General features: G+C 69.9%; 23 protein-coding genes. 16 read left to right on the top strand and 7 right to left on the bottom strand.

The genetic code is table 11. The annotated features are described in order from the left end of the window. Position 1: 1 nt before the first annotated feature. Genes C8P69_RS09035 through hemC form a run of 3 tightly spaced genes read right to left on the bottom strand, consistent with a single transcriptional unit; the run spans position 2 to position 3215 of the window. Complete coding sequence (locus C8P69_RS09035) at positions 2-1510, bottom strand: mitofilin family membrane protein (RefSeq protein ID WP_108176251.1); 1509 nt, start codon at positions 1508-1510, stop codon at positions 2-4. 35 nt (positions 1511-1545) lie between these two features. Continuing rightward, positions 1546-2286 (bottom strand): uroporphyrinogen-III synthase, encoded by a 741-nt coding sequence (locus C8P69_RS09030; protein ID WP_108176249.1) that lies wholly within the window; start codon positions 2284-2286, stop codon positions 1546-1548. Continuing rightward, positions 2286-3215 carry a hydroxymethylbilane synthase gene (gene hemC / locus C8P69_RS09025; RefSeq protein ID WP_108176247.1) on the bottom strand — a complete coding sequence of 310 codons (930 nt, stop codon included), beginning with the start codon at positions 3213-3215 and terminating at the stop codon, positions 2286-2288. Before hemC ends, C8P69_RS09030 begins: the two co-directional genes overlap by 1 nt. A gap of 95 nt (positions 3216-3310) precedes the next feature. Here hemC and tsaD point away from each other — a divergent pair, with 95 nt between their 5' ends. The 6 genes from tsaD (at position 3311) to C8P69_RS08995 (ending at position 8202) form a co-directional block, all read left to right on the top strand. Next, the gene (gene tsaD, locus C8P69_RS09020) at positions 3311-4393 is read left to right on the top strand and encodes a tRNA (adenosine(37)-N6)-threonylcarbamoyltransferase complex transferase subunit TsaD (protein WP_108176245.1); all 1083 of its coding nucleotides are present in this window, start codon (positions 3311-3313) and stop codon (positions 4391-4393) included. Between the two features lie 16 nt (positions 4394-4409). Then, complete coding sequence (locus tag C8P69_RS09015) at positions 4410-5408, top strand: NAD(P)H-dependent glycerol-3-phosphate dehydrogenase (protein ID WP_108176243.1); 999 nt, start codon at positions 4410-4412, stop codon at positions 5406-5408. A 43-nt stretch (positions 5409-5451) separates the two neighbouring features. Beyond that, positions 5452-5742: a hypothetical protein gene (locus C8P69_RS09010; RefSeq protein WP_108176241.1), complete on the top strand. Its 291-nt coding sequence runs from the start codon at positions 5452-5454 to the stop codon at positions 5740-5742. Continuing rightward, entirely contained in the window at positions 5742-6164 is a 423-nt protein-coding gene (locus C8P69_RS09005; protein ID WP_108176239.1) for an EVE domain-containing protein, read from the top strand. The genes C8P69_RS09010 and C8P69_RS09005 overlap by 1 nt, the downstream gene beginning before the upstream one ends. Positions 6165-6287: 123 nt before the next feature. After that, the gene (locus C8P69_RS09000; protein ID WP_245901946.1) at positions 6288-7499 is read left to right on the top strand and encodes a CaiB/BaiF CoA transferase family protein; all 1212 of its coding nucleotides are present in this window, start codon (positions 6288-6290) and stop codon (positions 7497-7499) included. 232 nt (positions 7500-7731) lie between these two features. Continuing rightward, positions 7732-8202 carry a hypothetical protein gene (locus C8P69_RS08995; protein ID WP_108176235.1) on the top strand — a complete coding sequence of 157 codons (471 nt, stop codon included), beginning with the start codon at positions 7732-7734 and terminating at the stop codon, positions 8200-8202. On the opposite strand, the gene C8P69_RS08990 is transcribed toward C8P69_RS08995, so the two are convergent. Next, on the bottom strand, positions 8199-9362 hold the full coding sequence (locus tag C8P69_RS08990; protein WP_170118184.1) for a serine hydrolase domain-containing protein: 1164 nt from the start codon (positions 9360-9362) through the stop codon (positions 8199-8201). The two genes, C8P69_RS08995 and C8P69_RS08990, sit on opposite strands and share 4 nt — an antisense overlap. A gap of 254 nt (positions 9363-9616) precedes the next feature. Between C8P69_RS08990 and acs the strand changes: the two genes are divergently transcribed. The 4 genes from acs to C8P69_RS08970 all read left to right on the top strand — a co-directional run bounded on the left by acs (position 9617) and on the right by C8P69_RS08970 (position 14655). Continuing rightward, a complete protein-coding gene (gene acs, locus C8P69_RS08985; RefSeq protein WP_108176231.1) occupies positions 9617-11566 on the top strand; it encodes an acetate--CoA ligase in 1950 nt (649 codons plus the stop codon). A gap of 61 nt (positions 11567-11627) precedes the next feature. Beyond that, positions 11628-12341 carry a hypothetical protein gene (locus C8P69_RS08980; RefSeq protein WP_108176229.1) on the top strand — a complete coding sequence of 238 codons (714 nt, stop codon included), beginning with the start codon at positions 11628-11630 and terminating at the stop codon, positions 12339-12341. 67 nt (positions 12342-12408) lie between these two features. After that, positions 12409-13806, top strand: a complete 1398-nt coding sequence (locus C8P69_RS08975; RefSeq protein ID WP_108176227.1) for a M48 family metalloprotease — start codon at positions 12409-12411, stop codon at positions 13804-13806. An 81-nt stretch (positions 13807-13887) separates the two neighbouring features. After that, positions 13888-14655: a glucose 1-dehydrogenase gene (locus C8P69_RS08970; protein WP_108176225.1), complete on the top strand. Its 768-nt coding sequence runs from the start codon at positions 13888-13890 to the stop codon at positions 14653-14655. Between the two features lie 4 nt (positions 14656-14659). Here the strand turns inward: C8P69_RS08970 and C8P69_RS08965 are convergent, their stop codons facing one another. Further along, a complete protein-coding gene (locus tag C8P69_RS08965) occupies positions 14660-15127 on the bottom strand; it encodes a L,D-transpeptidase family protein (RefSeq protein WP_245901945.1) in 468 nt (155 codons plus the stop codon). A 196-nt stretch (positions 15128-15323) separates the two neighbouring features. Here C8P69_RS08965 and C8P69_RS08960 point away from each other — a divergent pair, with 196 nt between their 5' ends. The 3 genes from C8P69_RS08960 to C8P69_RS08950 all read left to right on the top strand — a co-directional run bounded on the left by C8P69_RS08960 (position 15324) and on the right by C8P69_RS08950 (position 18956). Next, on the top strand, positions 15324-16010 hold the full coding sequence (locus tag C8P69_RS08960; protein WP_108176223.1) for a response regulator transcription factor: 687 nt from the start codon (positions 15324-15326) through the stop codon (positions 16008-16010). A 108-nt stretch (positions 16011-16118) separates the two neighbouring features. Continuing rightward, a complete protein-coding gene (locus C8P69_RS08955; RefSeq protein ID WP_108176221.1) occupies positions 16119-16568 on the top strand; it encodes a cyclic nucleotide-binding domain-containing protein in 450 nt (149 codons plus the stop codon). Between the two features lie 93 nt (positions 16569-16661). Beyond that, a complete protein-coding gene (locus C8P69_RS08950) occupies positions 16662-18956 on the top strand; it encodes a PAS domain-containing hybrid sensor histidine kinase/response regulator (protein ID WP_108176219.1) in 2295 nt (764 codons plus the stop codon). A gap of 2 nt (positions 18957-18958) precedes the next feature. Here C8P69_RS08950 and C8P69_RS08945 read toward each other — a convergent pair whose 3' ends face one another. Beyond that, on the bottom strand, positions 18959-19384 hold the full coding sequence (locus C8P69_RS08945; protein ID WP_108176218.1) for a globin domain-containing protein: 426 nt from the start codon (positions 19382-19384) through the stop codon (positions 18959-18961). A gap of 248 nt (positions 19385-19632) precedes the next feature. Next, on the bottom strand, positions 19633-20346 hold the full coding sequence (locus tag C8P69_RS08940; RefSeq protein WP_108176216.1) for a response regulator transcription factor: 714 nt from the start codon (positions 20344-20346) through the stop codon (positions 19633-19635). A 110-nt stretch (positions 20347-20456) separates the two neighbouring features. Between C8P69_RS08940 and C8P69_RS08935 the strand changes: the two genes are divergently transcribed. The 3 genes from C8P69_RS08935 (at position 20457) to C8P69_RS08925 (ending at position 26750) form a co-directional block, all read left to right on the top strand. Continuing rightward, positions 20457-21179, top strand: coding sequence for a response regulator (locus C8P69_RS08935; protein ID WP_108176214.1), 723 nt, complete (start codon positions 20457-20459; stop codon positions 21177-21179). 2 nt (positions 21180-21181) lie between these two features. Beyond that, positions 21182-23158, top strand: coding sequence for a hybrid sensor histidine kinase/response regulator (locus tag C8P69_RS08930; RefSeq protein ID WP_108176212.1), 1977 nt, complete (start codon positions 21182-21184; stop codon positions 23156-23158). 340 nt (positions 23159-23498) lie between these two features. Beyond that, positions 23499-26750: a helicase-related protein gene (locus C8P69_RS08925; RefSeq protein WP_108176210.1), complete on the top strand. Its 3252-nt coding sequence runs from the start codon at positions 23499-23501 to the stop codon at positions 26748-26750. Positions 26751-26758: the final 8 nt, after the last annotated feature.

The following is a 26758-nucleotide window of genomic DNA, read 5'->3' as shown; positions in this document are numbered from 1 at the left end:
CTCAGCCCCCGCCCATGGCGGTGGCGGCCTCGGCCGACAGGCGGCGCAGCGTGGTGTCCGCGCCGAGCCGCGCCCGCGCCTCGGCAGCGAAGGCGGCGGTGGAAGTCTTCACCCGTTCCGGCAGCTTGTCGAGGTCGGCGAGGGCGCCGGCGAGATCTGAGCGGCGGAGCTTGGCCTCGATGCGGGCGATGACGGTCGGCACGTCGTCGCCGGCCGCCTCACCCACCGGGCGCACGCGGATGAGACTCTGGGCGCTGGCGGTGAGGCGGTCGAGGAGCGAGCCGTCCGACGCAGGCGGGGTGGCGGCCTTCAGCAGCTCCGGCGCCAGCGCGGTGAAGCGCTGGGTCAGGGCGGCGATGGTGGGAAGCCCGCGTTCGGCCTGGGTCTCGAGCGCTGCAACGGTATCCGCCGGCAGGCCGAGGGCGGCGGCGGCGCGCAGCTCCGCGGCATAGGACTGGCCGCGTTCGACCGCGGCCCGCAGAGCGCCGAGGCTGACGACGAGGGCGGCGCGGCGGCCGGAATCGCCGGCCTGGCCACGGGAGGTTTCGAGCGAGGAGACCTTCGGGGCGAGTTCGGTGAGCGCGGTGCGGGCGGCGCGGATCTGGGCGTCGAGCTCGGCGATCCGGCGCTCGCCGGCGTCTCGGGCCGCCGTCACGGCACTGGCGATCCGCTGGTCGATGTCGGCCGGGCTGATGGCCGGCGCGGCCGGCGCGTCCGCAGGGCGGGCCGAGAGGCGCGCGATCTCGGCCTTGAGGCTGTCGATCTCGCTGCGCAGGGGCGTCAGGTCCACGGCGGGAGCGGCTGCGCCGGAGGCTGCGGTACCGCCAGTGGCGGCCGGCCGCTGTTCCAGCGTCGCGAGGCGGCTTTCGAGCGTCGCACGGGCGGCATCAAGCGCCTCGATCCGGCGGGTGAGCGGCGCGAGGTCCGGGGCGGCCGGCGCCGGGGTGGCGGCGGGGCGCGCCGCGACCTGGCGGAGCTGGGTCTCCAGCGCTTCGATCCGCGCGTCGCGGGCCGTGCCATCGCCGGCCGGGAGAGTCACGAGGCCGGTGGAGACAGCGCCCACGCCAAGGCCGCCAGTCAGCAGAGCGCCGACAATGCCGGCAGCGACCAGCCGCCCGAAGCCGCCCGAGGCCGGAGCCGGGTCGGCGGGAGCGGGCGGCGGCGGAGACTCGGCTGCCGCGACGATGGGATCGGGCGCGATGGTGTCGGCGTGGGCGGCATCGGCGTGAGGCGCCTCGATGGTCGGTGCCTCGGTCGATTCCGCAGCGACCGGCGCCGTCGCCTCGGCCGTGATGGGCTCCTTTGCCGCGGTTTCAGCCTCTGCCGGGGCCGATGGCTCGTCGGACGGCGTCGTGGGCGCGTCCAGCGCCGGTGTTTCGGAGGCAGGTGCTTCGGCACCGGCCGAATCGGTGACCGGAGGCGTCACATCCGCCGCTTCCAGCGTGATGATCGGGGCCTTGCCACGGCGCTTGGGCTTCGGATCGTCGCCCGGGCGGTCGTCATGGGCCATGAGTTGTCTCCGGCTTGCCCCCACAGGCCTTCGGTTTAGCGCGCGGGTGATCCCCCCGGCAACCCGGCCGCGTCAAAGAGCGCGGCGAGGAGGGCCGCCTCGTCGGGCCGCGCGGCGAGGATAACGCGTGGCGGCGACAAAGGGTTCAGCGCCTCGGCAACGGCCTGAGACAGGCAGGCCTGGAGCGGGGTGCGGGCCGCCGCGGTTGTCGATGCTTCCGCCATGGCGAGGGCGGCATAGGTCACTGCGGCGCGGGGCGAATAGTGCAGCACTGCGTCGATCGCGCCCTTGAGGAACGCGTCGCGCGCCGCCGCCGGCCACACTGGCACGGCGACCATGCGGTAGAGGGTCGCGGTGCGCACGGTGACGCCGTGCCGGGCGAGTGCGGCGGCGAGATCGCCGGCCCGGTCCTCGCCGCCGGCATGGAGGAAGGTTGCGCCCGGTCCGGCCTCGGCCGCGACATGCCCTGCCAGATCCGCGACATCGCCCGCCGCGGACCGGACATCGCTGAAGCCTGCCTCCCGCAACGCGGCCGCGGTGCGGTCACCCACCGCATAGGCAGGCCGGTCACGCAGGGCCGCGACCAGCGACGAGGGGAGCAAGCGCGGCGTCCGGGGGCTCGTCACCAGGAGGCCGGAAAGCCCGTCGCTGCTGATCTCCGCCGCGACAGGCTCCGCGGCGAACAGCGGCGCGATGATCGCCTCGGCCCCTCGTGCCGCCAGGGCTGCCGCGGTGCGCGCAGCCTCCGGCTCGGCGCGGGTGACGAGCACGCGCATCAGGCGTGACCGAAGAACCCGGGTCCGCCGCGGGCCTTCAGTTCGGCGCCGGCATCGCGGCCGAGGGCCTCGGCGTCCGCCACCGTGCCGGCGCGGCTGGCGACATGGCTCTCGCTGCCGTCGGGCCTGAGGATCTCGCCGGTGAAGGCGATGGAGCTGCCGTCGATGCGGGCGAGGCCGGCGATCGGCGTGCGGCAGGAGCCGTCGAGCACGGCGAGGAAGGCGCGTTCGGCCGCGAGCGCGATGGCGGTGGCGCGATGGTCGAGTGGGGCGAGCAGGTCGCGCGTGCGGGTGTCGGCAAGCCGCGTCTCGACGCCGATGGCGCCCTGGCCCACGGCGGGGAGGAAGCGCTCGGCCGCGATGACCTCGGTCACCTCGCCGGAAATGCCGAGGCGGTTGAGGCCGGCCATGGCGAGCATGGTGCCGGCCACCTCGCCGGCATTGAGCTTGGCCATGCGCGTCTGGACGTTGCCGCGGAAGGTGACGACGTCGAGATCCGGCCGCTCGCGGCGGATCTGCGCCTGGCGGCGGAGCGAGGAGGAGCCCACCACCGCACCCTTCGGCAGGTCGGCGAGGGTCGGCGAGGCGCGGCCGATGAAGCCGTCGCGCACGTCCTCGCGCTCGAGGAAGCAGACGAGGCCGAGCCCGTCCGGCAGCACTGTCGGCATGTCCTTGGAGGAATGGACCGCCAGATCGATGCGGCCATCGAGGAGCTGCTCCTCGATCTCCTTGGTGAAGAGGCCCTTGCCGCCGGCTTCCGACAGCGGCCGGTCAAGGATCGCATCGCCGCTGGTCTTGATGATCTCGACGGCGATCTCGTCCTCCCCGACGCCATGCGCCCGGGCGAGGAGGCGCCGGACGAGATGGGCCTGGGCCAGGGCCAGGGCCGAGCCGCGGGTGCCGATGCGAAGGAAGGGCGATTGCGCCATGGGAAGGTCCGGTGATAGGCGGGGCGTTGATCATAACGACGGATCGGCGGACCGGAAGTCCCGCCGTCCGGCGGGGGAGGGAGCCCGTGAGGCCCATGCTGGTCCTCGGCATCGAGACCACCTGCGACGAGACGGCGGCGGCTGTGGTGCGGGTCGGCGCTGATGGCCGGGGCACGATCCTGTCCAATGTCGTGCGCACACAGATCGAGGATCACGCGCCCTATGGCGGCGTGGTGCCGGAGATCGCGGCGCGGGCGCATGTCGAGGTGGTCGACCGTGTCGTGGCCGAGGCGCTGCGCCAGGCCGACACCAAGGCCGGCGACCTCGACGCGGTGGCGGCGGCGGGTGGTCCGGGCCTGGTCGGCGGGGTTCTCGTCGGTCTCACCACGGCCAAGGCCATGGCCCTGGTGCTCGGCAAGCCGCTGGTGGCGGTCAATCACCTCGAGGCCCATGCCCTCACCGCTCGGCTGACGGACGGCGTGGCCTTCCCCTTCCTGCTGCTGCTGGTCTCCGGTGGACATACCCAGCTTCTCGCCGTTACCGGCGTCGGCGCCTATGCCAAGCTCGGCACGACGATCGATGATGCCATCGGTGAGGCCTTCGACAAGGTGGCCAAGCTCCTCGGCCTGCCCTATCCGGGCGGGCCCGAGGTGGAGCGCCGCGCAGCCGGCGGCGATCCCAGGCGCTTCGCCTTCCCGCGTCCGCTGCAGGGCCGCCCTGAGCCGGATTTCTCGCTCTCGGGCCTGAAGACGGCGGTGCGCATTGCCGCCGATGGCCTGCGCGATCCGTCCGGAGCGCTGACCGAGAAAGACATTGCCGACATCTGCGCCTCGTTCCAGGCGGCGGTGGCCGACATGGTGGCGGATCGTTGCCGCGTCGCCATCCGCCTGTTCCGCGAGCGCCACGGCGAGCCGACGGCGCTGGTGGTGGCCGGCGGGGTGGGCGCCAACCAGACCCTGCGCGCCGTGCTTCAGAAGACCGCAGAGGCGGTGGGCTTGCCGCTGGTCGTGCCGCCGCCGAAATTGTGCACCGACAATGGCGCGATGATCGCCTGGGCCGGGGCCGAGCGCCTTGGCCTTGGCCTCACCGATGCGCTGGACGTGGCGCCGCGGGCCCGCTGGCCCCTGGATGCCGCGGCGGCGACGATCGGGTCCGGCCGGCTCGGGGCCAAGGCGTGATGGGGGCATGAGGCGGATGGCAGGTGCAGGCGTGGCCAAGGTCGGTGTGCTGGGGGCGGGCGCCTTCGGCACGGCGCTCGCCAATGTGGCGGCGCGGGCGGGCGCGGCCGTCACGCTCTGGGCCCGCGATGCGGCCCTCGTCGCCGAGGTGAACGAGCGGCGCAGCAATGCGAAGCGCCTGCCCGGCGCGGTCATTCACGAGCGGGTGGCGGCGACGACCGACCTTGCCGCGGCAATCGCCGCCGATCTCGTCCTCGTCGTGGTCCCGGCCCAGGCGCTGCGGGCCGTGGCACAGGCCGCGGCGCCCCTGCTGCCGGCGGGGACGCCCTTCGTCATCTGCGCCAAGGGCATCGAGCGCGGCACCGGGCGTTTCCTGTCGGACGTCGTCGTGGAGGCGGCGCCGAACGCCGTGCCCGCCGTGCTGTCCGGTCCGAGCTTTGCCGCCGATATCGACAAGGCGCTGCCGACCGCGGTGACCGTCGCCGCCGGTGATGAGGAGGTGGCGCAGCGCATCGCGCAGACCCTCGCCTCGCCGACCTTCCGGCTCTACCACACCACCGATGTGCGGGGCGTCGAGATCGGCGGCGCCACCAAGAACGTGCTCGCCATCGCCGCCGGCATCGTCGCGGGCCGCAAGCTCGGCGCCAGTGCCACCGCAGCGATCACCGCGCGGGGCTTTGCCGAACTCAGCCGCTTCGGCGCCCATTTCGGCGCAAAGCCGCAGACGCTGATGGGCCTTTCGGGCCTCGGCGACCTCATCCTCTCCTGTTCGAGCCTGCAGTCCCGCAATTTCGCCCTCGGCCACGCCCTGGGCGAGGGCAAGGGCCTCGACCTCCTCTCCGGCAAGGGAGCGCTTGCCGAAGGCGCGCTGACGGCCGAGATATTGGTCGAGAAGGCGAAGGCGGCCGGCGTCGACATGCCGATCGCCGAGGCCGTGGATGCGGTGCTGGGTGGCATGATCGATGTCGACCAGGCCATCGTTCAGCTGATGGCGCGGCCGCAGAAGGCCGAGTGACGGATTTCCCTCTCAACCCCCGCGCAACGCGGAAAGGACGGCGATGACCAATTTCTTCGAGAAACTGGCCCGAGGCGTCGAGGCGGCGACCAAGGCCATGGGCGCGGACCTCGTGGCCGAGACCCATCCCTTCGACCTCACCCATTCCGTGGTGTTCCCGGTCGCCAAGCTGATGAAGCGGCGCACCGGCGGCGAGCCGATCGTGGTGATCGAGCTGTCGGACGGCAAGACGACCATGACGCTGGCGGAGTTCGACCGCTTCGTCACCGAGCTCGACGCCTTCCGCAAGCTCATCCCGTCGGTCTCGACCGGCCCGAAGATCGAGGGCCAGTGATGGCGCACTGGCTCTACAAGTCCGAGCCCTTCAAGTGGTCCTGGGACCAGCAGGTGAAGGCGGGGGCGAAGGGGACGCATTGGGACGGCGTGCGTAACCACGCCGCCAAGCTGAACCTGATGCGCATGAAGACCGGCGAGCGCGGCTTCTTCTACCATTCCAATGAGGGCAAGGAGATCGTCGGCATCGTCGAGGTGATCCGCGAGGCCTATCCGGACCCGACTGCGGAGGCCGGCGAGCCCTGGGTGGTGGTCGACCTCAAGGCCGTGACGCCGCTCAAGAGCCCGGTGAGCCTCGAGGCGGTGAAGCACGAGCCGAGCCTCGCCAACATGGCGCTGCTCAAGCTGTCGCGGCTGTCGGTTCAGCCGGTGACCGACGAGGAATGGGCCATCGTCTGCCGCATGGGCGGGATCGAGCCCTGAGGCCGAGGACTATTTGGCCGGTCTTGCGCTGAGCGCCGGACCGGCTTCCCCGCGCGGCGCTTCGCAAGCGGCGCCGTCGGGGTTACAGTTTTTCCCGAAATGCCATTTCGCAAGGACCCATCGATGGCCGCTCCTTCCGCCCCGCGCGGGCCGCTCGCCGGCATCCGCATCCTCGACCTGACCTCGGTGATCCTCGGCCCCTACGCCACCATGCTGCTCGGCGACATGGGCGCCGAGGTCATCAAGGTGGAGAGCCCCGGCGAGGGCGGCGGCGACATCATGCGCTGGCCGGGCTCCTGGCCGGAGCAGGCCGGCCCGGGCATGGGCCCGCTCTTCATGATGTACAACAAGAACAAGAAGTCGGTGGCGCTCGACCTCAAGCGCCCCGAGGACCAGGAGGCCTGCATCGCGCTGGCCCGGACCTGCGACGTCGTCTGCTCCAACATGCGGATGGACACGGCCGCGCGCCTCAAGATGGACTACGACAGCCTCAAGGCCCGGCTGCCGAACCTCATCTACATCCATGCCGCCGGCTTCGGCGCCGATGGTCCCTATGCCGGCCGCCCGGCCTATGACGACCTGATCCAGGGCGTCTCGGGCGGCGCCGACATCCTTCCCCGCGTCGACGGCAATCCCGCGCCGCGCTACCTGCCGACGCTTGCCGCCGACAAGACGGTGGGCCTGTTCATGGTCCAGGCGGTGCTGGCGGCGCTCTTCCACAAGCAGCGCACCGGCGAGGGCCAGTTCGTCGAGGTGCCGATGTTCGAGTGCTACACCCACTACGTCATGCACGAGAACCTCTACGGCCACGTCTATGACCCGGCGCCGCCCGGCACCGATTTCGGCTATGCGCGCATCCACAATCCCGACCGCCGGCCCTACAAGTCGAAGGACGGGTGGATCGGCATCCTGCCCTATACGGACCGCAACTGGACCGACTTCTTCGTGCTGGCGGGCCGGCCGGAGCTCAACAGCGACCCGAAATTCTCGACCTACCGGGCGCGCATGGTGAACATCAAGGAGCTCTATTCCATGATGGACGCCATGGTCTCCACCCGCACCAATGACGACTGGGCGAAGGTGCTGACCGAGAAGGCCATCCCCTTCGCGCCGATCAACCGGTTCGGCGACCTGATGGAGGATCCGCACCTCAAGGCGGTCGGCTTCTTCCGCAAGCACGCCCACCCGGATGGCTATACCTGGGTGGACATGAAGCACCCCGTGAACTTCGCGGCGAGCCCGGCCTCGACGCGCCTGCCGCCGCCGAAGCTCGGCCAGGACACGGAAGAGGTGCTGCGCGAGGCGGGCGTGGAGCTGCCGAAGGCGGCGGAGTAGAGCCTTACGGCCGGAAGGCCCCACCCTTACCCTCCCCTGTGCCAGGGGAGGGGGACTTCGCCGTTTCGTTTCGTCCTCATGGGCTGGGCCAGGCCCCAGGGTCCGGAACGAGCGGGACGTTGTGGCCTCCCTCCCTGCGCGGAGCGCGGGGAGGGTGCGGGTGGGGCATTTGGTTCTGCTCGAAGAAATGGCGGACTGGACGTGCCGCGCGCCGGCGCTAAATCTTTAGTCCATGCAACGGCTGCTCAAATTCGGTCATTCGATGGGGGCGATCGCGCTCATGGGGGCGCTGGCCTGCCTCCTCGTGCTCGACCATCTGGCGCCGCCGCCCTCGGACCTGAAAAGCTTTGCGCTGATGCGCGGGGCCATGGCCGAGATCACCAACTGGATCCTGCTGCCCTCGCTGATCCTGACCCTGATCCCCGGCCTCATCGCCATCGCCGCGACGCCGGCCTTCCACAATGCCGGTTGGGTCTGGGCCAAGGCGGCCTCGGGCATCCTGGTCTTTGCCGGGGGGCTTCACGCCATCGGGCCGCTGCAGGATCTCGGGCGGCAGAGCACCGAGGCGCTGGCCGGCCGGATCGACGTCGCGACGCTCGCCGCCGGTATCGCGCCGAACGAGGCCATGACCCTCTGGATCCTGCTGGCGGTCTCGACCGCCAATGTGGTGCTGGCGATCTGGCGCGGGCGGATCCTGCGCTAGGCGAGCGACCGATAGACTTCCGTCTCGAACTCCCGGAACAGCTTGATCGCCCGCGGATCGAAGAAGGGCACGATCTGCGTCATGAAGACCCCGGCGATGCCGGTTGACGGATCGATCCAGTAGAAGGTGTTGGCAAATCCCGCCCAGGAGAGCGAACCGGCCGGGCGGCCCTCCGGGGTCGGCTCGCGGTTCTGCTGGAAGCCGAGGGTCCAGCCCGTCGGGCGCCCGCGGAAGAAATCGGCGCTGCGCGGCCCCATGGGCGACATGAGGCCGAGGGCAGGGACGGTCAGATGCGGGATCTGGTCGGTCATCAGCCCGGCAATGCTGTCCGGCCCCAGTACCTTGGCGCCGCCCAGCGTGCCGCCGGCGAGGATCATGCGAAGGAAGGCGATGTAGTCGCTCGCGGTCGAATAGAGCCCGCCGCCGCCCGAGGCGAATTCCGGCTCCTGGACCACCACCATCTCGCTCGGCAGATAGGTGCCGTCCTCGGTGACGCCGTGGACGGTGGCGCGCCGCGCCATCTGCCTGTCGCCGAGGCGGAACATGGTGTCGGCCATGCCGAGCGGGCCCGTGATGCGCTCGCGGAAGACGGTTTCCAGCGGCTTGCCGGTGAGGATCTCGACGATGCGGCCGGCCCAGTCGGTTGAGATGCCGTAGATGAAGGCCTCGCCCGGCTCGCCGATCAGCGGCGCGTTGAGGGCGGCGAGGCGGCCGGTATTCGTCGCGGGCAGGCCCGTTGCCTTCATGTATTTGCGGATGGCCGAGGAGGCGAAGTCGTAGGAATAGCCGGCCGTGTGGGTGAGAAGGTGGCGCACCGTGACGGGCCTCCCCGGCGCGCGGGTGAGCGGCCGGCCCTCGGCGTCGAAATCATGCAGCAGCGCCGCCTCGCCGATGGCGGGGGCATAGGTCGCGGCCGGGGCGTCGAGGTCGACCCTGCCCTCCTCGACCAGCTGCAGCAGGGCGACGGTGGTCAGCGCCTTGGTCATGGAGGCGATCCAGGCGACGCTGTCGGGCGTCATGGGATCGGGGCCGCCGAGGCGCCGGACGCCGAAGCCGCCCTCGTAGATCAGCCCGTCGCGGTTGGCGACGGCGGCGACCACGCCCGGCACCTCGCCGGCATCCGTGGCGCGGGCGAGCAGCGTGTCGAGGGCTCTTGTCATGCCGGCATCCTTCGCATCGGGAGCCGCGACCATCCGCGCGGTATGGTCCGTGCGTCAATTCGTCCGAAGCGCCAAGGCGCGAAGCGGTCGTCGAGCGACCAAAGTGTGAGACGGCTGCCCTTGAGCGCATAACGGGCGCCGACGTATGGTCGCGCCGGATTTCGCGAGGCTGTCGGCCCTAACAGGCGGCCCGCGACAGGAAACGCCGCCGCCCCGGCCCCTCCGCGGGCGGCTGCCCATGAAGGGGAATCCGCATGTCCGATAAGCTCTATCCCGTCAGCGGCGACTGGGCCGCCCGCGCCTATGTGGACGACGCCAAGTACAAGGCCATGTACGAGGCCTCCGTCGCTTCGCCCGAGGCCTTCTGGGCCGAGCATGGCAAGCGCATCGACTGGATGAAGCCCTTCACCAAGGTGAAGAACACGTCCTATGCGCCGGACAATGTCTCGATCAAATGGTTCGAGGACGGCACCACCAACGTCTCCTACAACTGCGTCGACCGGCACCTCGCCAAGCGCGGCGACCAGGTGGCGATCATCTGGGAAGGCGACGACCCGAAGGATGACGCCAGGATCACCTACCGGCAGCTCCATGCCCAGGTGATGAAATGGGCGAACGTGCTGAAGAGCCAGGGCGTCAAGAAGGGCGACCGGGTCACGATCTACCTGCCGATGATCCCGGAGGCGGCTTACGCGATGCTCGCCTGCACCCGCATCGGCGCCATCCATTCCATCGTCTTCGGCGGTTTCTCGCCTGACAGCCTCGCCGGCCGCATCGAGGATGCCGGCACCTCCGTCGTCATCACCGCCGACGAGGGTCTGCGCGGCGGCCGCAAGGTGCCGCTGAAGGTCAACGTGGACGCTGCGGTCGAGAAGGCCCCGGGCGTGGTGAAGAGCGTCATCGTGGTGAAGCGCACGGGCTCGCCTGTCGCCATGGCCGCCGGGCGCGACCACTACTACACTGACCTCGCCGCCAAGGTGCCGGACGAGTGCCCGCCCGAGGAGATGAACGCCGAGGATCCGCTGTTCATCCTCTACACCTCCGGTTCGACCGGCAAGCCGAAGGGCGTGCTGCACACCACCGGCGGCTATCTCGTCTACGCGTCGATGACCCACCAGTACGTCTTCGACTACAAGGACGGCGACATCTACTGGTGCACGGCCGACGTCGGCTGGGTCACCGGCCACAGCTACATCGTCTATGGCCCGCTCGCGAACGGCGCGACCACGCTGATGTTCGAGGGCATCCCGACCTACCCTTCCATCTCCCGTTTCTGGGACGTGGTGGACAAGCACCAGGTCAACACGTTCTACACCGCCCCCACCGCCATCCGCTCGCTGATGGGCGCCGGCGAGGACCCGGTGAAGAAGACCTCGCGCTCATCGCTCCGCCTGCTCGGCTCGGTCGGCGAGCCGATCAATCCGGAGGCCTGGGAGTGGTACCACCGCGTCGTCGGCGATGGTCGCTGCCCCATCGTCGACACCTGGTGGCAGACCGAGACCGGCGGCATCCTCATCACCCCGCTGCCGGGCGCCACGGCGCTGAAGCCGGGTTCGGCGACGCGGCCCTTCTTCGGCGTGAAGCCGGAGGTGGTGGACGCCGAGGGCAAGGTGCTGAGCGGGGCCTGCGAGGGCAATCTCGTCATCGCCGATTCCTGGCCGGGCCAGATGCGCACGGTGTTCGGCGACCACGAGCGCTTCGTGCAGACCTATTTCTCGACCTATGCCGGCAAGTATTTCACCGGTGATGGCTGCCGGCGCGATGCCGACGGCTATTACTGGATCACCGGCCGCGTCGACGACGTCATCAACGTCTCCGGCCACCGCATGGGCACCGCCGAGGTCGAATCCGCCCTCGTCGCCCATCCGAAGGTCTCCGAGGCTGCCGTGGTCGGCTATCCCCACGACATCAAGGGCCAGGGCATCTACGCCTATGTCACGCTGATGTCGGGTGAGGAGCCGACGGAGGAGCTCCGCAAGGAACTCGTGGCCTGGGTGCGCAAGGAGATCGGCCCGATCGCCTCGCCGGACCTGATCCAGTTCTCGCCCGGCCTGCCGAAGACCCGTTCGGGCAAGATCATGCGCCGCATCCTGCGCAAGATCGCCGAGGACGAGTTCGGCTCGCTCGGCGACACCTCGACGCTCGCCGATCCGGCGGTGGTCGACGACCTCATCAGCAACCGCCAGAACCGCAAGGGCGCTTGATGGGATAGGCGGGGCGCATCGACCGATCGTCCCGCTGCTGCCGCGGCTCCCGACCGGGGCCGTGGTCATCGCCTGCGCGGTCCTGCTGGCCGCGCCGGCCTGGGCCTGCGCCCCGGATCGCACCGAACCGGTCATCGGGCTCACCGCCCAGGGACCGCTCCTTGCCGGCGCGAGCGATGGCCGCCGCATTCGCCTCGCAATGCTTGCGGGCGAAGCCCTCGTTCCCGCCGACCGCATCATCCGCATCGCGCCCCTCGGGCCTCCCGACCGGCATGAGCGGGTGCCGGTTCTGGCGCTCGGCGCCGATGGTCCGGTCGAGGCGGAGATCCTGCGGCAGGGGCTCGCGCGGCTCTCCCTCGGCCATCGCATTCCCCGCGACTGCTGGGTGCTGCTTGAGCGCGCTGAGGGCGAGGCCATCGCAGCGCAGCGTGGCATCTGGGCCACGCCCCGGTCACTTCTTGATACAAATGATGACGCAGCGCTCAGCGCCAGCGAGGGCCGATTCATCGTCGCTTCGGGGCGTGTTCGCTCCGTCAGGACCGTCAATCGCATCACTTACGTCAATTTCGGGCCCCCCGGCGCCGGGGCCCTCACCGTCACCATCCGCGACGCCGACATGGAGGCCTTTCGCGCCGCCGGGCTTGAACCCGCCGCATTCCGCGGGCACATGCTGCGGGTGCGTGGGGTCGTGACGATCCGGCGTGGCCCTTTCATCGCGGCGGCGGTGCCGGAGGCCTTGACCATCGCGGAGGCGCCCGGCGGAGGCGCAAGGTAGCGTCGGGACCGTGGCTCGGTTCGTGGCAGCAGCATCGTTGTTGGGCCGATCCCGCGGATCGGCTGCGATGGCGCTCGCCCTGTTCCTGTCGGCCTGCGCGACGGCTCCGGATACCACGCCACTGCCCGAGCCGGTGCCGACCGAGACGCGGCTGCCGCCCCTCACCTCGCGCGACCATGGCCGGATCCTCGCGGCTTTCGGCGGCGAATACAGCGCCCCCGGCATCGATCGCCTGGCCGATGAGGTGCTCGACCGCCTTGCCGCGGCCTCCGACAAGCCGGACCTGCGCTACCGCCTGACGGTGCTCAATTCCTCCACCGTCAACGCCTTCGCCCTGCCGTCCGGCCATCTCTACATCACCCGCGGCATGCTGGCGCTGATCAACGACATGAGCGAGTTCGCCGCCGTGCTCGGCCACGAGATGGCGCATGTCTCGGCCCGCCATGCCAACCAGCGCGAGGACCAGGTGCGCACCAGCGAGCTCGTCGCGGTGATGCGGGCGCGCCTGCTCAACGACGTTGCCGGCGCCGAGGCGCGGCGCGAGGCGGCGCGGGTGTCGCTGGCGAACTTCTCGCGCAGCCAGGAGCTCGAGGCCGACACGATCGGCGTCGCGCTGATCGCCAAGGCCGGGTTCGACCCCTATGGCGCCTCGCGCTTCCTGCAGACCATGGACCGCAATGCCGAGCTTCGCGGGCAGGCCCAGGCGAATAACGGCTCGCCGGACTTCCTGTCCTCCCATCCCTCCACGCCGGAGCGCATCCGCCAGGCGGTGCTGGCGGCGCGCCAGCACATCGCGCCGGAGGGCCGGCCGCGCGATCGCGAGCGCTATCTGCGCGCCATCGACGGCATCACCTTCGGCGAGGACCCGCGCCAGGGCGTGGTGCGCGGCCGCAGCTTCCTGCATCCGCGGCTCGGCTTCACCGTGACGGCGCCGGAGGGCTTCACGCTGGAGAACAGCCGCCAGGCGGTGACCGGCCTTGGCCCCAACGACATGGCGATCCGCCTCGACGTGGTGCGCGTGGCTTCGAGCCAATCGCTGCCCGACTACCTGAAGTCCGGCTGGATCGATGGCCTGTCGCCCGAGACGGTCGAGGCGGTGACCATCAACGGCTTCCAGGCCGCGACGGCGGTTGCCCGCGGCAGCGACTGGTCCTTCCGCATCTTCGTGGTGCGCTTCGGCAGCGAGGTCTATCGCATCATCTATGCGGCGCGGGACCTCAATGCCGAGGTCGACGGCAGCTTCCGCGCCTCGATGGAGACCTTCCGCCGGCTCACCAGCGCCGAGGCTGCGGTGAAGCCCCTGCGGATCCGTACCCCGCGCGCCGGGGAGGGCGACACGGTGCTGACCTTCGCCCGCAAGATGCAGGTGCCGGACCGCGCCGACGAGCGCTTCCGCGTGCTCAATGGCCTGGCCGATGGCGAGCAGCCGCGCGGCGGCGAGCTGGTCAAGATCATCGCAGAGTAGAACTACCATACTAGCCGCTTGCATCGGCGGCGTTCCTGGCCTTTGCTCCTCGCCCCGAGGAAACACCGACAAGGCCATCTCATGACCGCTTCATCCTTCGACCTCACCGGCCGCCGCGCCCTCATCACCGGCTCCGGTTCGGGCATCGGGCTGGCCTATGCCGAGGGACTGGCGGCGGCGGGTGCCGAGATCATCCTCAACGGCCGCGACAAGGCGAAGCTGGCGGCGGCGGAGGCGGGCCTCAGGGCCAAGGGCTACAAGGTCTCGTCGCGCGCCTTCGACGTGACCGATCCCGAGGCGGTCCAGGCCGGCGTCGACGCCATCGAGAAGGAGATCGGCCCGATCCAGGTGCTGGTGAACAATGCCGGCATGACCATCCGCCAGCCGCTGGAGGACTTCCCCGTCGATTCCTGGCGGCGGGTCATGGCGACCAATATCGACAGCGTCTTCTACGTGTCGAAGGCCGTGGCCAAGCACATGCTGCCGCGCGGCTACGGCAAGATCATCAACACCTGTTCGGTCATGAGCGAGCTCGGCCGTCCCTCCATCGCGCCCTACACGGCGTCGAAGGGCGCGGTGAAGATGATGACGCGGCAGATGGCGGTGGAATGGGGCCGCCGCGGCATCCGCTCCAACGGCATCGCCCCGGGCTATTTCAAGACCGAGCTGACGGACGCGCTGGTGAAGGACGAGAAGTTCTCGTCCTGGCTGGAGGCCCGCACCCCGCTGGGACGCTGGGGCGACGTCTCGGAGCTGCAGGGCGCCTGCGTGTTCCTGGCGGCGCCGGCCTCCGACTTCGTCACCGGCCACGTGCTCTTCGTCGATGGCGGCCTGACCGCCTCGGTCTGAGCGGTCAGCGGATCACCATCACCGCATCGCGCGACAGGCGGGGCAGGATCTTCGCGAAATCGGCGATGCGGATGGCGACGCAGCCCGCCGTCGGGGTGAAGCCGTCCCGCGCGCCGTGCCAGAAGATGGCGCTGCCGCGGTGGCGGCGCACCGGCGCATCGTTCCAGCCGAGCTCGACGATGACGTCGTAGAGATGGTCGGCGCGGGTCAGGCGCTCCTCGGCCGGGCCGGGCGGGCGGCGGATCAGGCGGTTGTAGCGGCGGTCGCCGGCCTCGTCGCACCAGGCATCCTCCGGCCGGATGGCGCGCACCGGCCGGCGCGTCGTCGGCCGTACCAGCCGGTCGGCGCGAAAGAACACCCGCCTCAGTGGCAGGATGGCGCGCGGCGTCGCGCCGTCGCCCTCGCGTTTGTCCGTCCGGATACCGCTGCGGCCGAGCGCGCAGGGGAAGGCGGCAAGGCCCACATGCACCATGCCGCGGGTCCTGCGACCGGGGAGCGCATGGACAAAAATCCGTGTGATGCGGCCTTTCGCCATGAAAATGTCATCCATATCTCTACGACGCACTGCGGAAACCGATATGTAACGCCATCGGTGCCCTTATCGTAGTGCCTACGACGCCCCCCTCCCCGACCGCGACCGCGGTGCCGCCTCCCCACCAGGTGACCTGATGAGCCAAGTCCGCAAGATCCTGCTGTGCGACGACGACGTCGACATGCGCGACGCCCTCGCCGAACAGCTCGCTTTGCATGAGGAGTTCGCGACGGAAGCCGTCGATTCTGCCGCCAAGGCGATCCAGGCGGTGAAGGGCGACCACTACGACCTGCTCATCATGGATGTCGGCCTGCCCGACATGGATGGCCGCGAGGCGGTGAAGCTGATGCGCAAGGGCGGGTTCAAGAGCCCGATCCTGATGCTCACCGGCCATGACACCGATTCGGACACGATCCTCGGGCTCGAGGCCGGCGCCAACGACTATGTCGTGAAGCCCTTCCGCTTCGCCGTGCTGCTTGCCCGCGTGCGCGCCCAGCTGCGCCAGCATGAGGCGAGCGAGGACGCGGTCTTCCAGATCGGCGCCTATTCCTTCCGGCCCTCGTCGAAGCTGCTGGTCACCGAGAAGAACAGCAAGATCCGCCTGACCGAGAAGGAGACGGCGATCCTGCGCTACCTCTATCGCCAGGGCGTCAAGCCCGTGTCGCGCGAGGTGCTGCTCTCCGAGGTCTGGGGCTACAATTCCGGCGTGACCACGCATACGCTGGAGACGCACATCTACCGGCTCCGGCAAAAGATCGAGAAGGATCCGAGCAACGCCACCCTTCTCGTGACCGAGGGCGGGGGCTACAAGCTGGTCCCTTAGGATCGTTACCGCTTTCCAAAGGATTGCAGGTAGATTCACCCGACCCGCCCTGCTTCTCGCACGGGCGGGTCCTTTTGCTGTTGTCCCGGTCCCGCCGAAACGGAGCCCATGGCCCTCGACGACGACATCGCCTTGATGGCCCGGGTTCCCTTGTTCGCCAGCCTTGGCGACGAGCCCGTCCGTCTGCTCGCCTTCTCGGCGGAGACGCGCTTCCTGCGCGCCGGCGACGTGCTGTTCAAGGAAGGCCAGGCGGCCGACAGCGGCTATGTGGTGGCGGCTGGCCGGGTGACGCTGGAGAGCGAGGGGGAGATCGGCGAGTTCATCGCCGGGCCGGGTAGCCTCATCGGCGAGATAGCCCTCATCATCGAGACCCTGCGGCCGGCGACCGCCACGGCCCGCGACCCGGCGACGGTGCTGCGCATCCCGCGCTCGCTGTTCCGCCGCGTCCTGACCGAGTTTCCCGACGCCGCCCAGCGCATCCATCAGGATTTCCGCGACAAGATGCGGGCGACGACCGCCGATCTGCTGCGGGTGGGGCGTCTGTTCGAGCGCGGCTGAGGCCCCGGCGCATCCCAACTTGACGCGCCGTCAGGCCGGCACCACTCTGCCGACCCGCAGCGTCCCTGACGCCCGATCCGCAGCGGAGACGGCATGTCCCAGTCCGCCCAGCCCGCGACGCGCCCCGCCAATGGCGGGCAGGACCTCTCCCGTCGATTCGCCGGCCTGCTCGTCCTGTGCGGATTGCCGCTCCTGCTCCTCGTCGCCGGCGTCGCCTGGTCGACCTATGGGCGCGCCGAGCTGACCGCCCAGGCGCGCGAGCACGTGGTCGAACATCTGCTGCTCTTCGTCGGGGTGGTGGCCACCTTCGTGATCCTCGCCCTGCTGGTCTGGCGGCAGTTCGTGGCGCCCGCGGTGACGCTCGCCCGCTCGGTCGCCGAGGCGGGGCAGGGCGGGACGACGGTCCTCCCCGACGTGCCGGCGCCCTGGCTCGGCCTGAGGCGACAGCTCGAACTCTCTATCGCCGAGCAGCAGGCGAAGATCCACCAGCTGCGCGCCATGATCGACGGCATCCCGCTGCGGACCGTCTATGTCGATCCGGACCTGATCTATCGCGACGCCAACCGGGAGTTCCTCGAATTCGTCGGCAAGCCGCGCGAGGGCGTCATCGGCCACAGCGTAGCGGAGATCCTCGGGCCCAAGGTGGTCGAGCAGTACCAGATCCTCGGCGAGCGGGTCCGCCGCGGCGAGACCATGCGCTGGGAGGGCTGGATCCCCTTCGTCACCCGCGGCCAGCGCTACCTGCAGGTCTCGCTCATGCCCTATGTGGCGGTGGGCGATACCCGCGTCGGCTATCTCACCTTCACCCGCGACCTCACAGAGCTGAAGCTCGGCGAGCAGGAGCTCGCGCGCAACATGGAGGCGCTCGCCCGCAGCGAATCCATGAACAAGGCGGTGGTCATCTCTGCCCTCGATGCCATCATCGTCGCCGACGAGAACTGGAAGGTGGTGGAGTTCAACCCAGCCGCCGAGGCCCTCTTCGGCTATTCCCGCGCCGAAGCCCTCGGCAGCTATTCCTTCGACCTCGTCGTACCTGATTCCATGCGGGCGCTGCATATCGAGACGATGGAGCGCTACAAGGCCAAGAGCGACGTCGGCAGCCTTGCCCGCCGTTTCGAGACCATCTCCAAGCGGCGCGACGGCAGCACCTTCCCGGTCGAATATTCCGTCAACACGGTCCGCACCGGCGACCACCGCCTGTTCATGGCCCATGTGCGCGACCTCACCGAGGCCAAGCGCATGGAGGCGGAGGCGCAGGCGAGCCGCGAGCGTCTCCACCAGGTCGAGAAGCTCTCGGCCATGGGGTCGCTCCTCGCCGGCGTGGCGCATGAGCTGAACAATCCGCTCGCCATCGTCATCGCCCAGTCCTCGCTGCTGGTGGAGAAGGCGACGGCCGAGGACGTGAAGCGCCGCGGCGAGCGCATTCATGCGGCGGCAGAGCGCTGCGGCCGGATCGTCAAGAGCTTCCTCGCCATGGCGCGGCAGAAGCCGCCGCAGCGCGAGCCGGTCGCCATCGGCGAGGTGGTGACGGCCGCGCTGGAGATGGTGAATTACGGCGTGCGCAGTTCCGGCATCGAGGTGGAGACCGCGGTGGAGCCGGGCCTGCCCGTGATCACCGGCGACCGCGATCTGCTGACCCAGGTGATCGCCAACCTGCTCATCAATGCCCAGCAGGCGCTGATGGACCGTCCCTCGCCCCGCCGGGTGACGATCGGCGCACGCCGCGACGGCGACGCCATCGCCATCCGTGTGACCGACAATGGCCCGGGCATTCCCGACGAGATCATGCGGCGGGTCTTCGAGCCCTATTTCACCACCAAGCCGGCGGGGGTGGGCACCGGCATCGGCCTGTCCATCTGCCGCAACGTGGTGGAGGCCCATGGCGGCAGCGTCAGCCTGTCGAACCGGCCGGAGGGCGGCGCGCAGTTCGATATCCGCCTGCCCGTTGCGATCGGCGAGGAGCGGGCGACGCCGGTACCGGCCGCGGCGAAGGCGATGGGCGGCCTCGCCGTCCTCATCGTCGATGACGAGGCGGATGTGGCCCGCTCGCTCGCCGAGATCGTCGAGGGGCTCGGCCACCATGCGACGACCATGGAACGGCCCGCCGATGCCCTCGAGAGCATCGGCCGGGACCGCATCGACATTGTCTTCGCCGACCTGAGGATGCCGGGCCTCGACGGCGTCGATTTTCGCGACCGCATCCACCTGCGGGATCCCGAGCTAGCGCGCCGGACGATCATCGTCACCGGCGACACCGTGGCAGGGCCCGACCGGCTGGCGCGGGCGGAGGGCGCGGAGGTGGTGGTGCTGGAAAAGCCCTTCACCTTCGACGATGTCCGCACCGTGCTGGCGCAGGTGATGGCCGGCGCCGTCCCGACCCGCCACTGACCTCAGGCGGCGGTGACCGCCTTGCGGCTCGCCGCCTCGATCATCGCATCGGCGAGGATTCCATAGGCCAGCGCCCAGGCGGCCTGGGCCGAATCGTCGAAGGCCGGGCCGAGCGTGTCGGCAAGGGTGGTGAGCAGCGCGAGGCCGACCGTGTCGTAATGGGCGGCGGTGGCGCCATAGCCCGCATGACGCTCGCCGAGCGCGCGGACATCGCCGATGACCGCATCGAGGTCATGGAGCGACAGCACGACGTGGCTGAGGGCCTGGACCAGCTTGCCGCGCTGGGCGGCAAGGTCAGCCGGGAAGAGCGGCCGGAGCGCCGGATCGAGATCGAAAAGCTTGGTGTAGAAGCGCGCAGCGAAGGTATCGGCCTGGCGGCCGACCTGGCCGAACTGCGAGCGGATGAGGGTGATCTGGGCGGGCGTCATGGGAGGTCTCTCAGGTTGTTCGAGACCTCACCCTCGCCGGCCGCCCCTTCACCCCCATGTCGCGCCGCAGCATGGGCGTTTCGCAGGTTTCAGACACCTGGCGGAAAGCGCTGAAACATCAGGTCGTGCGCGGCGACATCGGCCTGTGTCGCGATGGGGCGACAGTCAGGTTCAACGACGCTCCCCTCGCATCCCGAAGTTTCATGTCCCGCATCTGCCCCCCGACCACCGCCAGGCCCTCGACCGGATCAGCCCGCGGCCTCGTCGCCGGCCGCCGCCTCGGTCGTGTGGTTCGGCACGTCGAACACGTAGCCATGGCCGCGCACGGTGCGGATCGCCTCGGTGTCGAGCTTGCGCCTGAGGCGCGCGATGCGCGAATCGACGGCGCGGTCGAAGGCCTCCTCGTCCTCCGCGGGGGCCTGCTCCATGATCTCCTCGCGGGTCAGCACCTTGCCGGGATTGTCGGCGAAGATGCGGATCAGAGCGACCTCTCCGGCCGACAGCCGGTCCGTGGAGCCGTCCACCTTGAGGATGCGCGCGGCGACGAGATCGACCGAGGCCTTCTCGAAGACCACGAGATTGCGCCGCCGGCCAAGGCGGCGCTGCAGGATATTGGCGACGCGGGCGGCGAGCTCACGCAGCTCGACAGGCTTCTGCACATAGTCGTCGGCGCCGAGTTCGAGGCCGAGAACGCGATCCACAGGGTCCGGATTGCCGGTCAGCACCAGCACGGCGACGTCGCTGGCAAGGTCGGTGCGGATGAGAATGTCGATGCCGTTCTCGCCGGGCAGGCCGATGTCGAGAATGATGAGATCGGGCCTCGACCGGGTGAGATAGGGTTCCAGCTCCCAGGCCGCGCCGAGGCAATCGACATCATAGCCGAGATCGGTCAGGTATTCCTGCACCGCCTCGGCCCAATCGGGCTCGTCGTCGAGGACCGCGATCCGGCCGCGCCGCGCCATGGCTTCACCTTCCACACCAACTGGCCGCAGGTGCTTCCCTGCCGGCGAGTTCATTCTAGAATGCGGCAAGACACGCTGTCACGCTTGCCCGAAATCGGGGGACATTCGGCATGAAAGCCACGGTGGCCATCGTCGACGACGAGGAACACCTGCGGGAGGCCGTGGGTGAATATTTGGAGCTTCAGGGCTTCGAGGTGCTGAGCTACCGCAACGCCCAGGCCTTCCGTGAGGACAGCGTCGGCAAGACGATCGATGTGGCGATTCTCGACGTCGCCATGCCCGGCGAGGACGGGTTGTCGCTCGCCCGCTTCATCCGCAAGACGGGCGGCACCGGCATCATCATGGCGACGGCCGCCGGCCGCCCCATCGACCGAATCGTCGGGCTGGAGATCGGCGCCGACGACTATCTGGTGAAGCCCTACGAGCTGCGGGAGCTCCTCGCCCGCATCAAGAGCGTGCTGCGGCGCGTGAAGGCCGCCCCCGCCACCGCGGCAACGCCTGCGCCGGCAGCCCCCGAGGGCCGAAGCCTGCGCTTCGGCGCCCTCACCCTCGACCTCGACGCCCGGCGCCTCACCGATTCCGGCCGCGGCCCCATCGAGCTCACCGCCATGGAGTTCGACCTCCTCCAGGCGCTCGCGACTCGGCCGAACCGCGTCCTCTCGCGCGGCCAGCTGCAGGAATTCGCCCATGGCCGCACCGTCGACGAGAGCGACCGCTCGATCGACATCCGGGTGACCCGCCTGCGCAAGAAGATCGAGCCGGATCCGGAGCATCCGCGCTTCATCAAGACCGTTCGGGGGGAGGGCTACGTCTTCGTGCCGAGCGGGGCCTGAGCATGGCGGGCCCCTCCGGCGAACCGCCGCAGTCCGTCGCCGCCGGCATGGCGGGGCTCATCACCGACGCGGCCCTTGCGCGCGACGGCCGGCTCGATGGCTCGATCCTCGGGCGGCTGTTCGACGCCATGCCGATCCGCGTCACCGCGGCCGATGCCGAGGGGCGGTTCGTCTATGCCAACCGGGTGGCGCTCGACATGTTCAACCTCCGGCTGGAGGACATTGTCGGCCGCACGGTCCGCGAGGTTCTCGGCGAGGAGATGCATCGCCGCACTGCGCCTTTGCTGCCGCAACTCGCCAAAGGCGCGCCGATCCAATGGACGGACTGGGTCACCTACGGCAATGGCGCCCGACGCTATGTCGAGCAGCTCTACTCCCCCTGCTTCAATCCCGACGGGCAGCTGATCGGCTTCATCGCCTTCATCCGCGACCTCACCGACCTGCGCGAGCGGGAGGAGGCGCTGGAGGCGCGGCTTGCGGCGCTGAACGTCGCCGAGACCATCAACACGGCCATCATCAAGACCTCGATCGATCCGATCATGGTGGTGGACGAAGCGGGCATGCTGGTGGATCTCAACCCGGCGGCCATGGCCACCTTCGGCTATTCGCGGGCCCAGGCCGTGGGCAAGCCCATCGGCGAGCTGATCGTCCCGCCGGCGCTCAGGGCCGCCCATGCCAGCGGCATGGCGCGCTACACCGCCACCGGCATCAGCCGCGTCCTCGATCGCCGCCTCACCATGGAGGCGCAGCGGGCGGACGGCTCGCTCATCCCGATCGAACTGACCATTTCCGAGATCAAGCTGCCGGAGCGGCGCGTCTTCACCGCCCATCTGCGCGACCTCACCGAGGCGCGCGAGGCGGAGCGGCAGCTCGAACGCCAGCGCGAGCGCCTGCATCAGGCCGAGAAGCTCTCGGCCATGGGCTCGCTCCTCGCCGGCGTGGCGCATGAGCTGAACAATCCGCTCGCCATCCTCGTGGCCCAGTCGACGCTGCTGATGGAGACGGCGAACGATCCCGGCCAGAAGCGCCGCGCCGAGCGCATTCACGCCGCCGCCGACCGCGCCGGGCGCATCGTCAAGAGCTTCCTCGCCATGGCCCGCCAGCGGCCCGAGACGCGCGAGCGGGCGCAGATCAACGATCTGGTGCGCTCGACGGGCGAGATGCTGGCCTATGGCCTGCGCAGCCACGACGTGACGCTGGAGCTCGACCTCGACCCGGACCTGCCGGAGATCACCGCCGACCGCGACTTCATCGGCCAGGTCATCGCCAATCTCATCGTCAACGCCCAGCACGCGCTGATCGACCTCGACCCGCCCCGCCGCGTCTCGATCCTTACGCGGCGCAAGAACGGCCATGTGCGGCTGGTGGTCAGCGACAACGGACCGGGCGTGCCCGAGGCGATCGCGGGACGCATCTTCGAACCCTATTTCACCACCAAGCCTGCCGGCGTCGGCACCGGGATCGGCCTGTCCATCTGCAAGTCCATCGTCGAATCGCATGGCGGAACGATCACGCTCGGCCGCAGCGAGGCCGGCGGCGCCGCCTTCACCGTGCTGCTGCCGATCTCGGAGGCCGCAACCGCGCCGGCCGAGGAACAGGCGCCCGACGAAGCGGCGGGGCTTGCCGTGCTGGTGGTCGACGACGAGGCGGATGTGCGCGCCGGCCTTGCCGAAATGCTGGAACTCTTCGGCCATCGCGTGTTGCCGGCCCAGACCGCTCGCGAGGCGCTGGAAGACGGCGCCGTGCTGGAGGCGGACCTCGTTTTCGTGGACCTCCGCATGCCCGGCATCGACGGGCTTCGCTTTCGCGACCAGGCCATCGCCAAGAATCCGCGGCTGGCCGATCGCGTCATCATCATGACCGGCGACGCGGTGGAGGGCCCCGGCGCCATCCAGCGCCACGCAGGCGAGGAGGTCATGGTGATGGAGAAGCCGTTCACGCTTGCCGACGTGCGGCGCATCCTCGCGACCTTCGCCTAGAGTCCTCGCCGATTGCTGCCGAATCTTGCGCCGGGACTGGCGAGTCTTCGCGTTGGCCGTTGGGAAAGAAGACGCGCCGCCCCTGAGTCCTCGTTAAGACATCGTCAACCATGATGACTCGCGACAGCGCGGCGAGGACTCCGCGCAGGGCCGGATCGACTCGGCTTGTGTCGGGAATGACTCGGACACACCACATGTCGTCGTGAACGAATCGGGATTCGACGCGAGTCAGCGATTCGGACCCGATTCGTTCCAGACTCGTTCCGGTCATGAATGCGTGCGTGCTGGCTCACCGAAATGTCACGCCTTTCGCGTGCCGGCATGATACAGACGGCGCTGAATGACCCTGTCGCTTCCGCCTTTGCCCCCCGCCCAACGAGGGCGTGGGGTCACCGCAGTCCTCGGCCCGACCAATACGGGCAAGACGACGCTCGCCATCGAACGGATGCTGGCCCATCCCTCGGGCCTGATTGGTCTGCCGCTGCGGCTGCTGGCGCGCGAGGTCTATGCCAAGCTCGTCGCCAGGGCCGGCGCTGGCGCCGTCGCCCTCGTCACCGGCGAGGAAAAGATCAAGCCGCCCGGGGCACGCTACTGGGTGGCGACCGTCGAAGCGATGCCGCTCGACATCGATGTCTCCTTTCTCGCCATCGACGAGATCCAGATCGCCGGCGACCTTGAGCGCGGCCATGTCTTCACCGACCGCATCCTCAACCGCCGCGGCCGCGACGAGACCATGCTGCTCGGCGCCGGCACCATGCGCGGCCTCGTCGAGAAGCTCATCCCCGGCATCAACATCGTCACCCGGCCGCGCTTCTCCAACCTCACCTTCGCGGGGGAGAAGAAGATCACCCGCCTGCCGCGCCGCTCCGCCATCGTCGCCTTCTCGGCCGACGAGGTCTATGCGATCGCCGAGCTGATCCGCCGCCAGCGCGGCGGCGCCGCCGTGGTGCTGGGGGCGTTGTCGCCGCGCACCCGCAACGCCCAGGTCGAGCTCTACCAGGCCGGCGACGTCGACTATCTCATCGCCACCGACGCCATCGGCATGGGCCTCAACCTCGATGTCGAGCATGTCGCCTTCGCCTCCGACCGGAAATTCGACGGCTACCAGTTCCGCCGGCTGAACCCGGTCGAGTTCGCGCAGATCGCCGGCCGCGCCGGGCGCTCCAACCGCGACGGCACCTTCGGCACGACGGGCCGCTGCCCGCCGCTGGAGGATGATCTCGTCCAGGCGCTGGAGAGCCACAGCTTCGAGGGCATCAAGGTCCTGCAGTGGCGCAATGCCCATCTCGACTTCCGCTCCATCGACACCCTGCGCGACAGCCTCGACGTGATCCCGGAAGAGCCGGGCCTCACCCGCTCGCCCATCGCCATCGACCAGCGGGTGCTGGAGCTCGCCCTGCGCGATCCGGAGGTGAAGGAACGGGCGGTCGGCCGCGAGGCGGTGTCGCGGCTCTGGGATGCCTGCCTCATGCCGGACTACCGGCGCATCTCGCCGGCCTCCCATGCCGACCTCGTGGTGACGCTCTACGGCTATCTCACCGGCCGCACCGCGCGCATCCCGTCCGACTGGATCGCCTCGCAGGTCGCCTTCGCCGACCGGACCGACGGCGACATCGACACACTCTCGACGCGGATTGCTCATATCCGCACCTGGACCTTCGCGGCGAACCGCCCCGACTGGGTCGACGACCCCGTTCACTGGCAGGCTGAGACCCGCCGTGTGGAAGACAATTTGTCTGATGCGCTCCATGAACGCTTGACGCAGCGCTTCGTGGATCGCAGGACGAGCGTGCTGATGCGGCGCCTAAGGGAAAACACCATGCTCGAGGCCGAGATCACCAAAAGCGGCGACGTCACCGTCGAGGGCCAGCATGTGGGCCGCCTCGAAGGGTTTCGCTTCGCGCCGGATCCGCAGGCGGGCGATGGCGAGGCCGGCAAGGCGCTCCGTGCCGCCGCCTCCAAGGCGCTGGCCGGCGAGATCGACGCCCGCGCCGAGCGGCTGTCGTCCTCCGGCGACGAGGCCTTCATCCTCTCCAGCGACGGTACCATCCGCTGGCATGGCGAGGCGGTGGCCAAGCTGGTGGCCGGCGACAAGGTGCTGGCGCCGCGGGTGCGCATCCTTTCCGACGAGCACCTGACCGGAGGTCCGCGCGACCAGGTCCAGGCGCGCCTCGATCTCTGGGTCCATGCCCATATCGCCAAGCTGCTCGGCCCGGTCCAGGCGCTCGAAGCCTCGCCCGAACTCACCGGCCTTGCCCGCGGCGTCGCCTTCCAGCTGGCCGAGGCTGTCGGCGTCATTGAGCGGCCGAAGGTCGCCGACGACGTCAAGCAGCTCGACCAGGAGGCCCGCGCCGTCCTGCGCAAGCTCGGCGTGCGCTTCGGCGCCTATCACATCTACCTGCCGGCGACGTTGAAGCCGGCGCCGCGCGCCCTCGCCCTGCAGCTCTACATGCTTCGGCACGACATGCTGGAGAAGAAGGGCCTCGCCGAGCTGCCGGCGCTCGCCGCCTCGGGCCGCACCTCCATCGCCGTCGATTTGGAGATCGAGAAGGACCTTTATCGTCTCGTCGGCTTCCGTGCGCTCGGCGCCCGCGCCGTGCGCGTCGATATCCTCGAGCGGCTTGCCGACATCATCCGCCCGGCGCTGGCCTGGCGTCCCGGCACGCCGACGCCGGAGCCAGCCGGGCACTTTGCCGGCGGCGGCTTCACCGTCACCGTCAGCATGACCTCGCTGGTCGGCTGCTCGGGCGAGGATTTCGCCTCGATCCTGAAGGGCCTCGGCTACCGGATGGAAAAGCGGCCTGCGCCGCCGCCGAAGCCGGCGGAACCCGCTCCGGCCGCCGCTGAAGCGACGCCCGAGGCGAGCGCTGAAACGCCCACCGAGGGCGCCGAGGATGCGGCGGTCTCTGTCGAGACCGTCGAGGAAGCCGTCGCCGCCGACGCGGTGGTCGAGACCGCTTCCGAGCCGGCTCCCGCGGTTGAGGAGGTTTCGGCTGCGCCTGTCGACGAGGCTCCCGCGACCGAAGTGCCGGCCGAGGATGCCGTCGCCGCGCCGCTGCCGGACGAGGCCGTTGTTGCCGAGGCCACGGAAGGCGCTGCTGCCGAGGCCGCGGCCGAGCCGGCTCTCGTCGAGGTCTGGCGTCCCGGCGGCCGCATGGACGGCGAGCGCCCGCAGCGCCGCGATTTCCGCCGCGGCGGCGAACGTGGCGCCGAGGGTGAACAGCGCCAGGGCCGCCCGCGCCATGATCGTGGCCAGCGCGGCGGCCAGCGTAACCAGGGTCCCCGCGAGGGCCAGCCGGCCGAAGCTGGGGCCCAGGGCGAGCGCCGGGACGGCGACCGTCCCCGCGGTGAGCGACCCCAGGGCGACCGCCCGCCGGGTGGCCGTCCGCCGCGCCGCGACTTCTCCAAGTTTGGCGAGGCGCGCGGCAAGGGTCCCGAGGGTGGCCGTCCGCCGCGCGAGGATCGCCGCGACCAGAACCGCGGCCCGGGCATTTTCCAGGATCGCGCCCCGCGCAAGGAGAAGGAGCCCGACCCGCTGTCGCCCTTCGCCAAGCTGGCGGCGCTCAAGGACGCGATGACGAAGAAGCCGTGAGGGCGAGA

The sequence above is a fragment of the Phreatobacter oligotrophus genome (genome assembly GCF_003046185.1).
Taxonomy (GTDB): Bacteria; Pseudomonadota; Alphaproteobacteria; order Rhizobiales; family Phreatobacteraceae; genus Phreatobacter; species Phreatobacter oligotrophus.
Note: the sequence above shows the minus strand (reverse complement) of the source record. Positions and strands in the feature narration are given on the sequence as shown.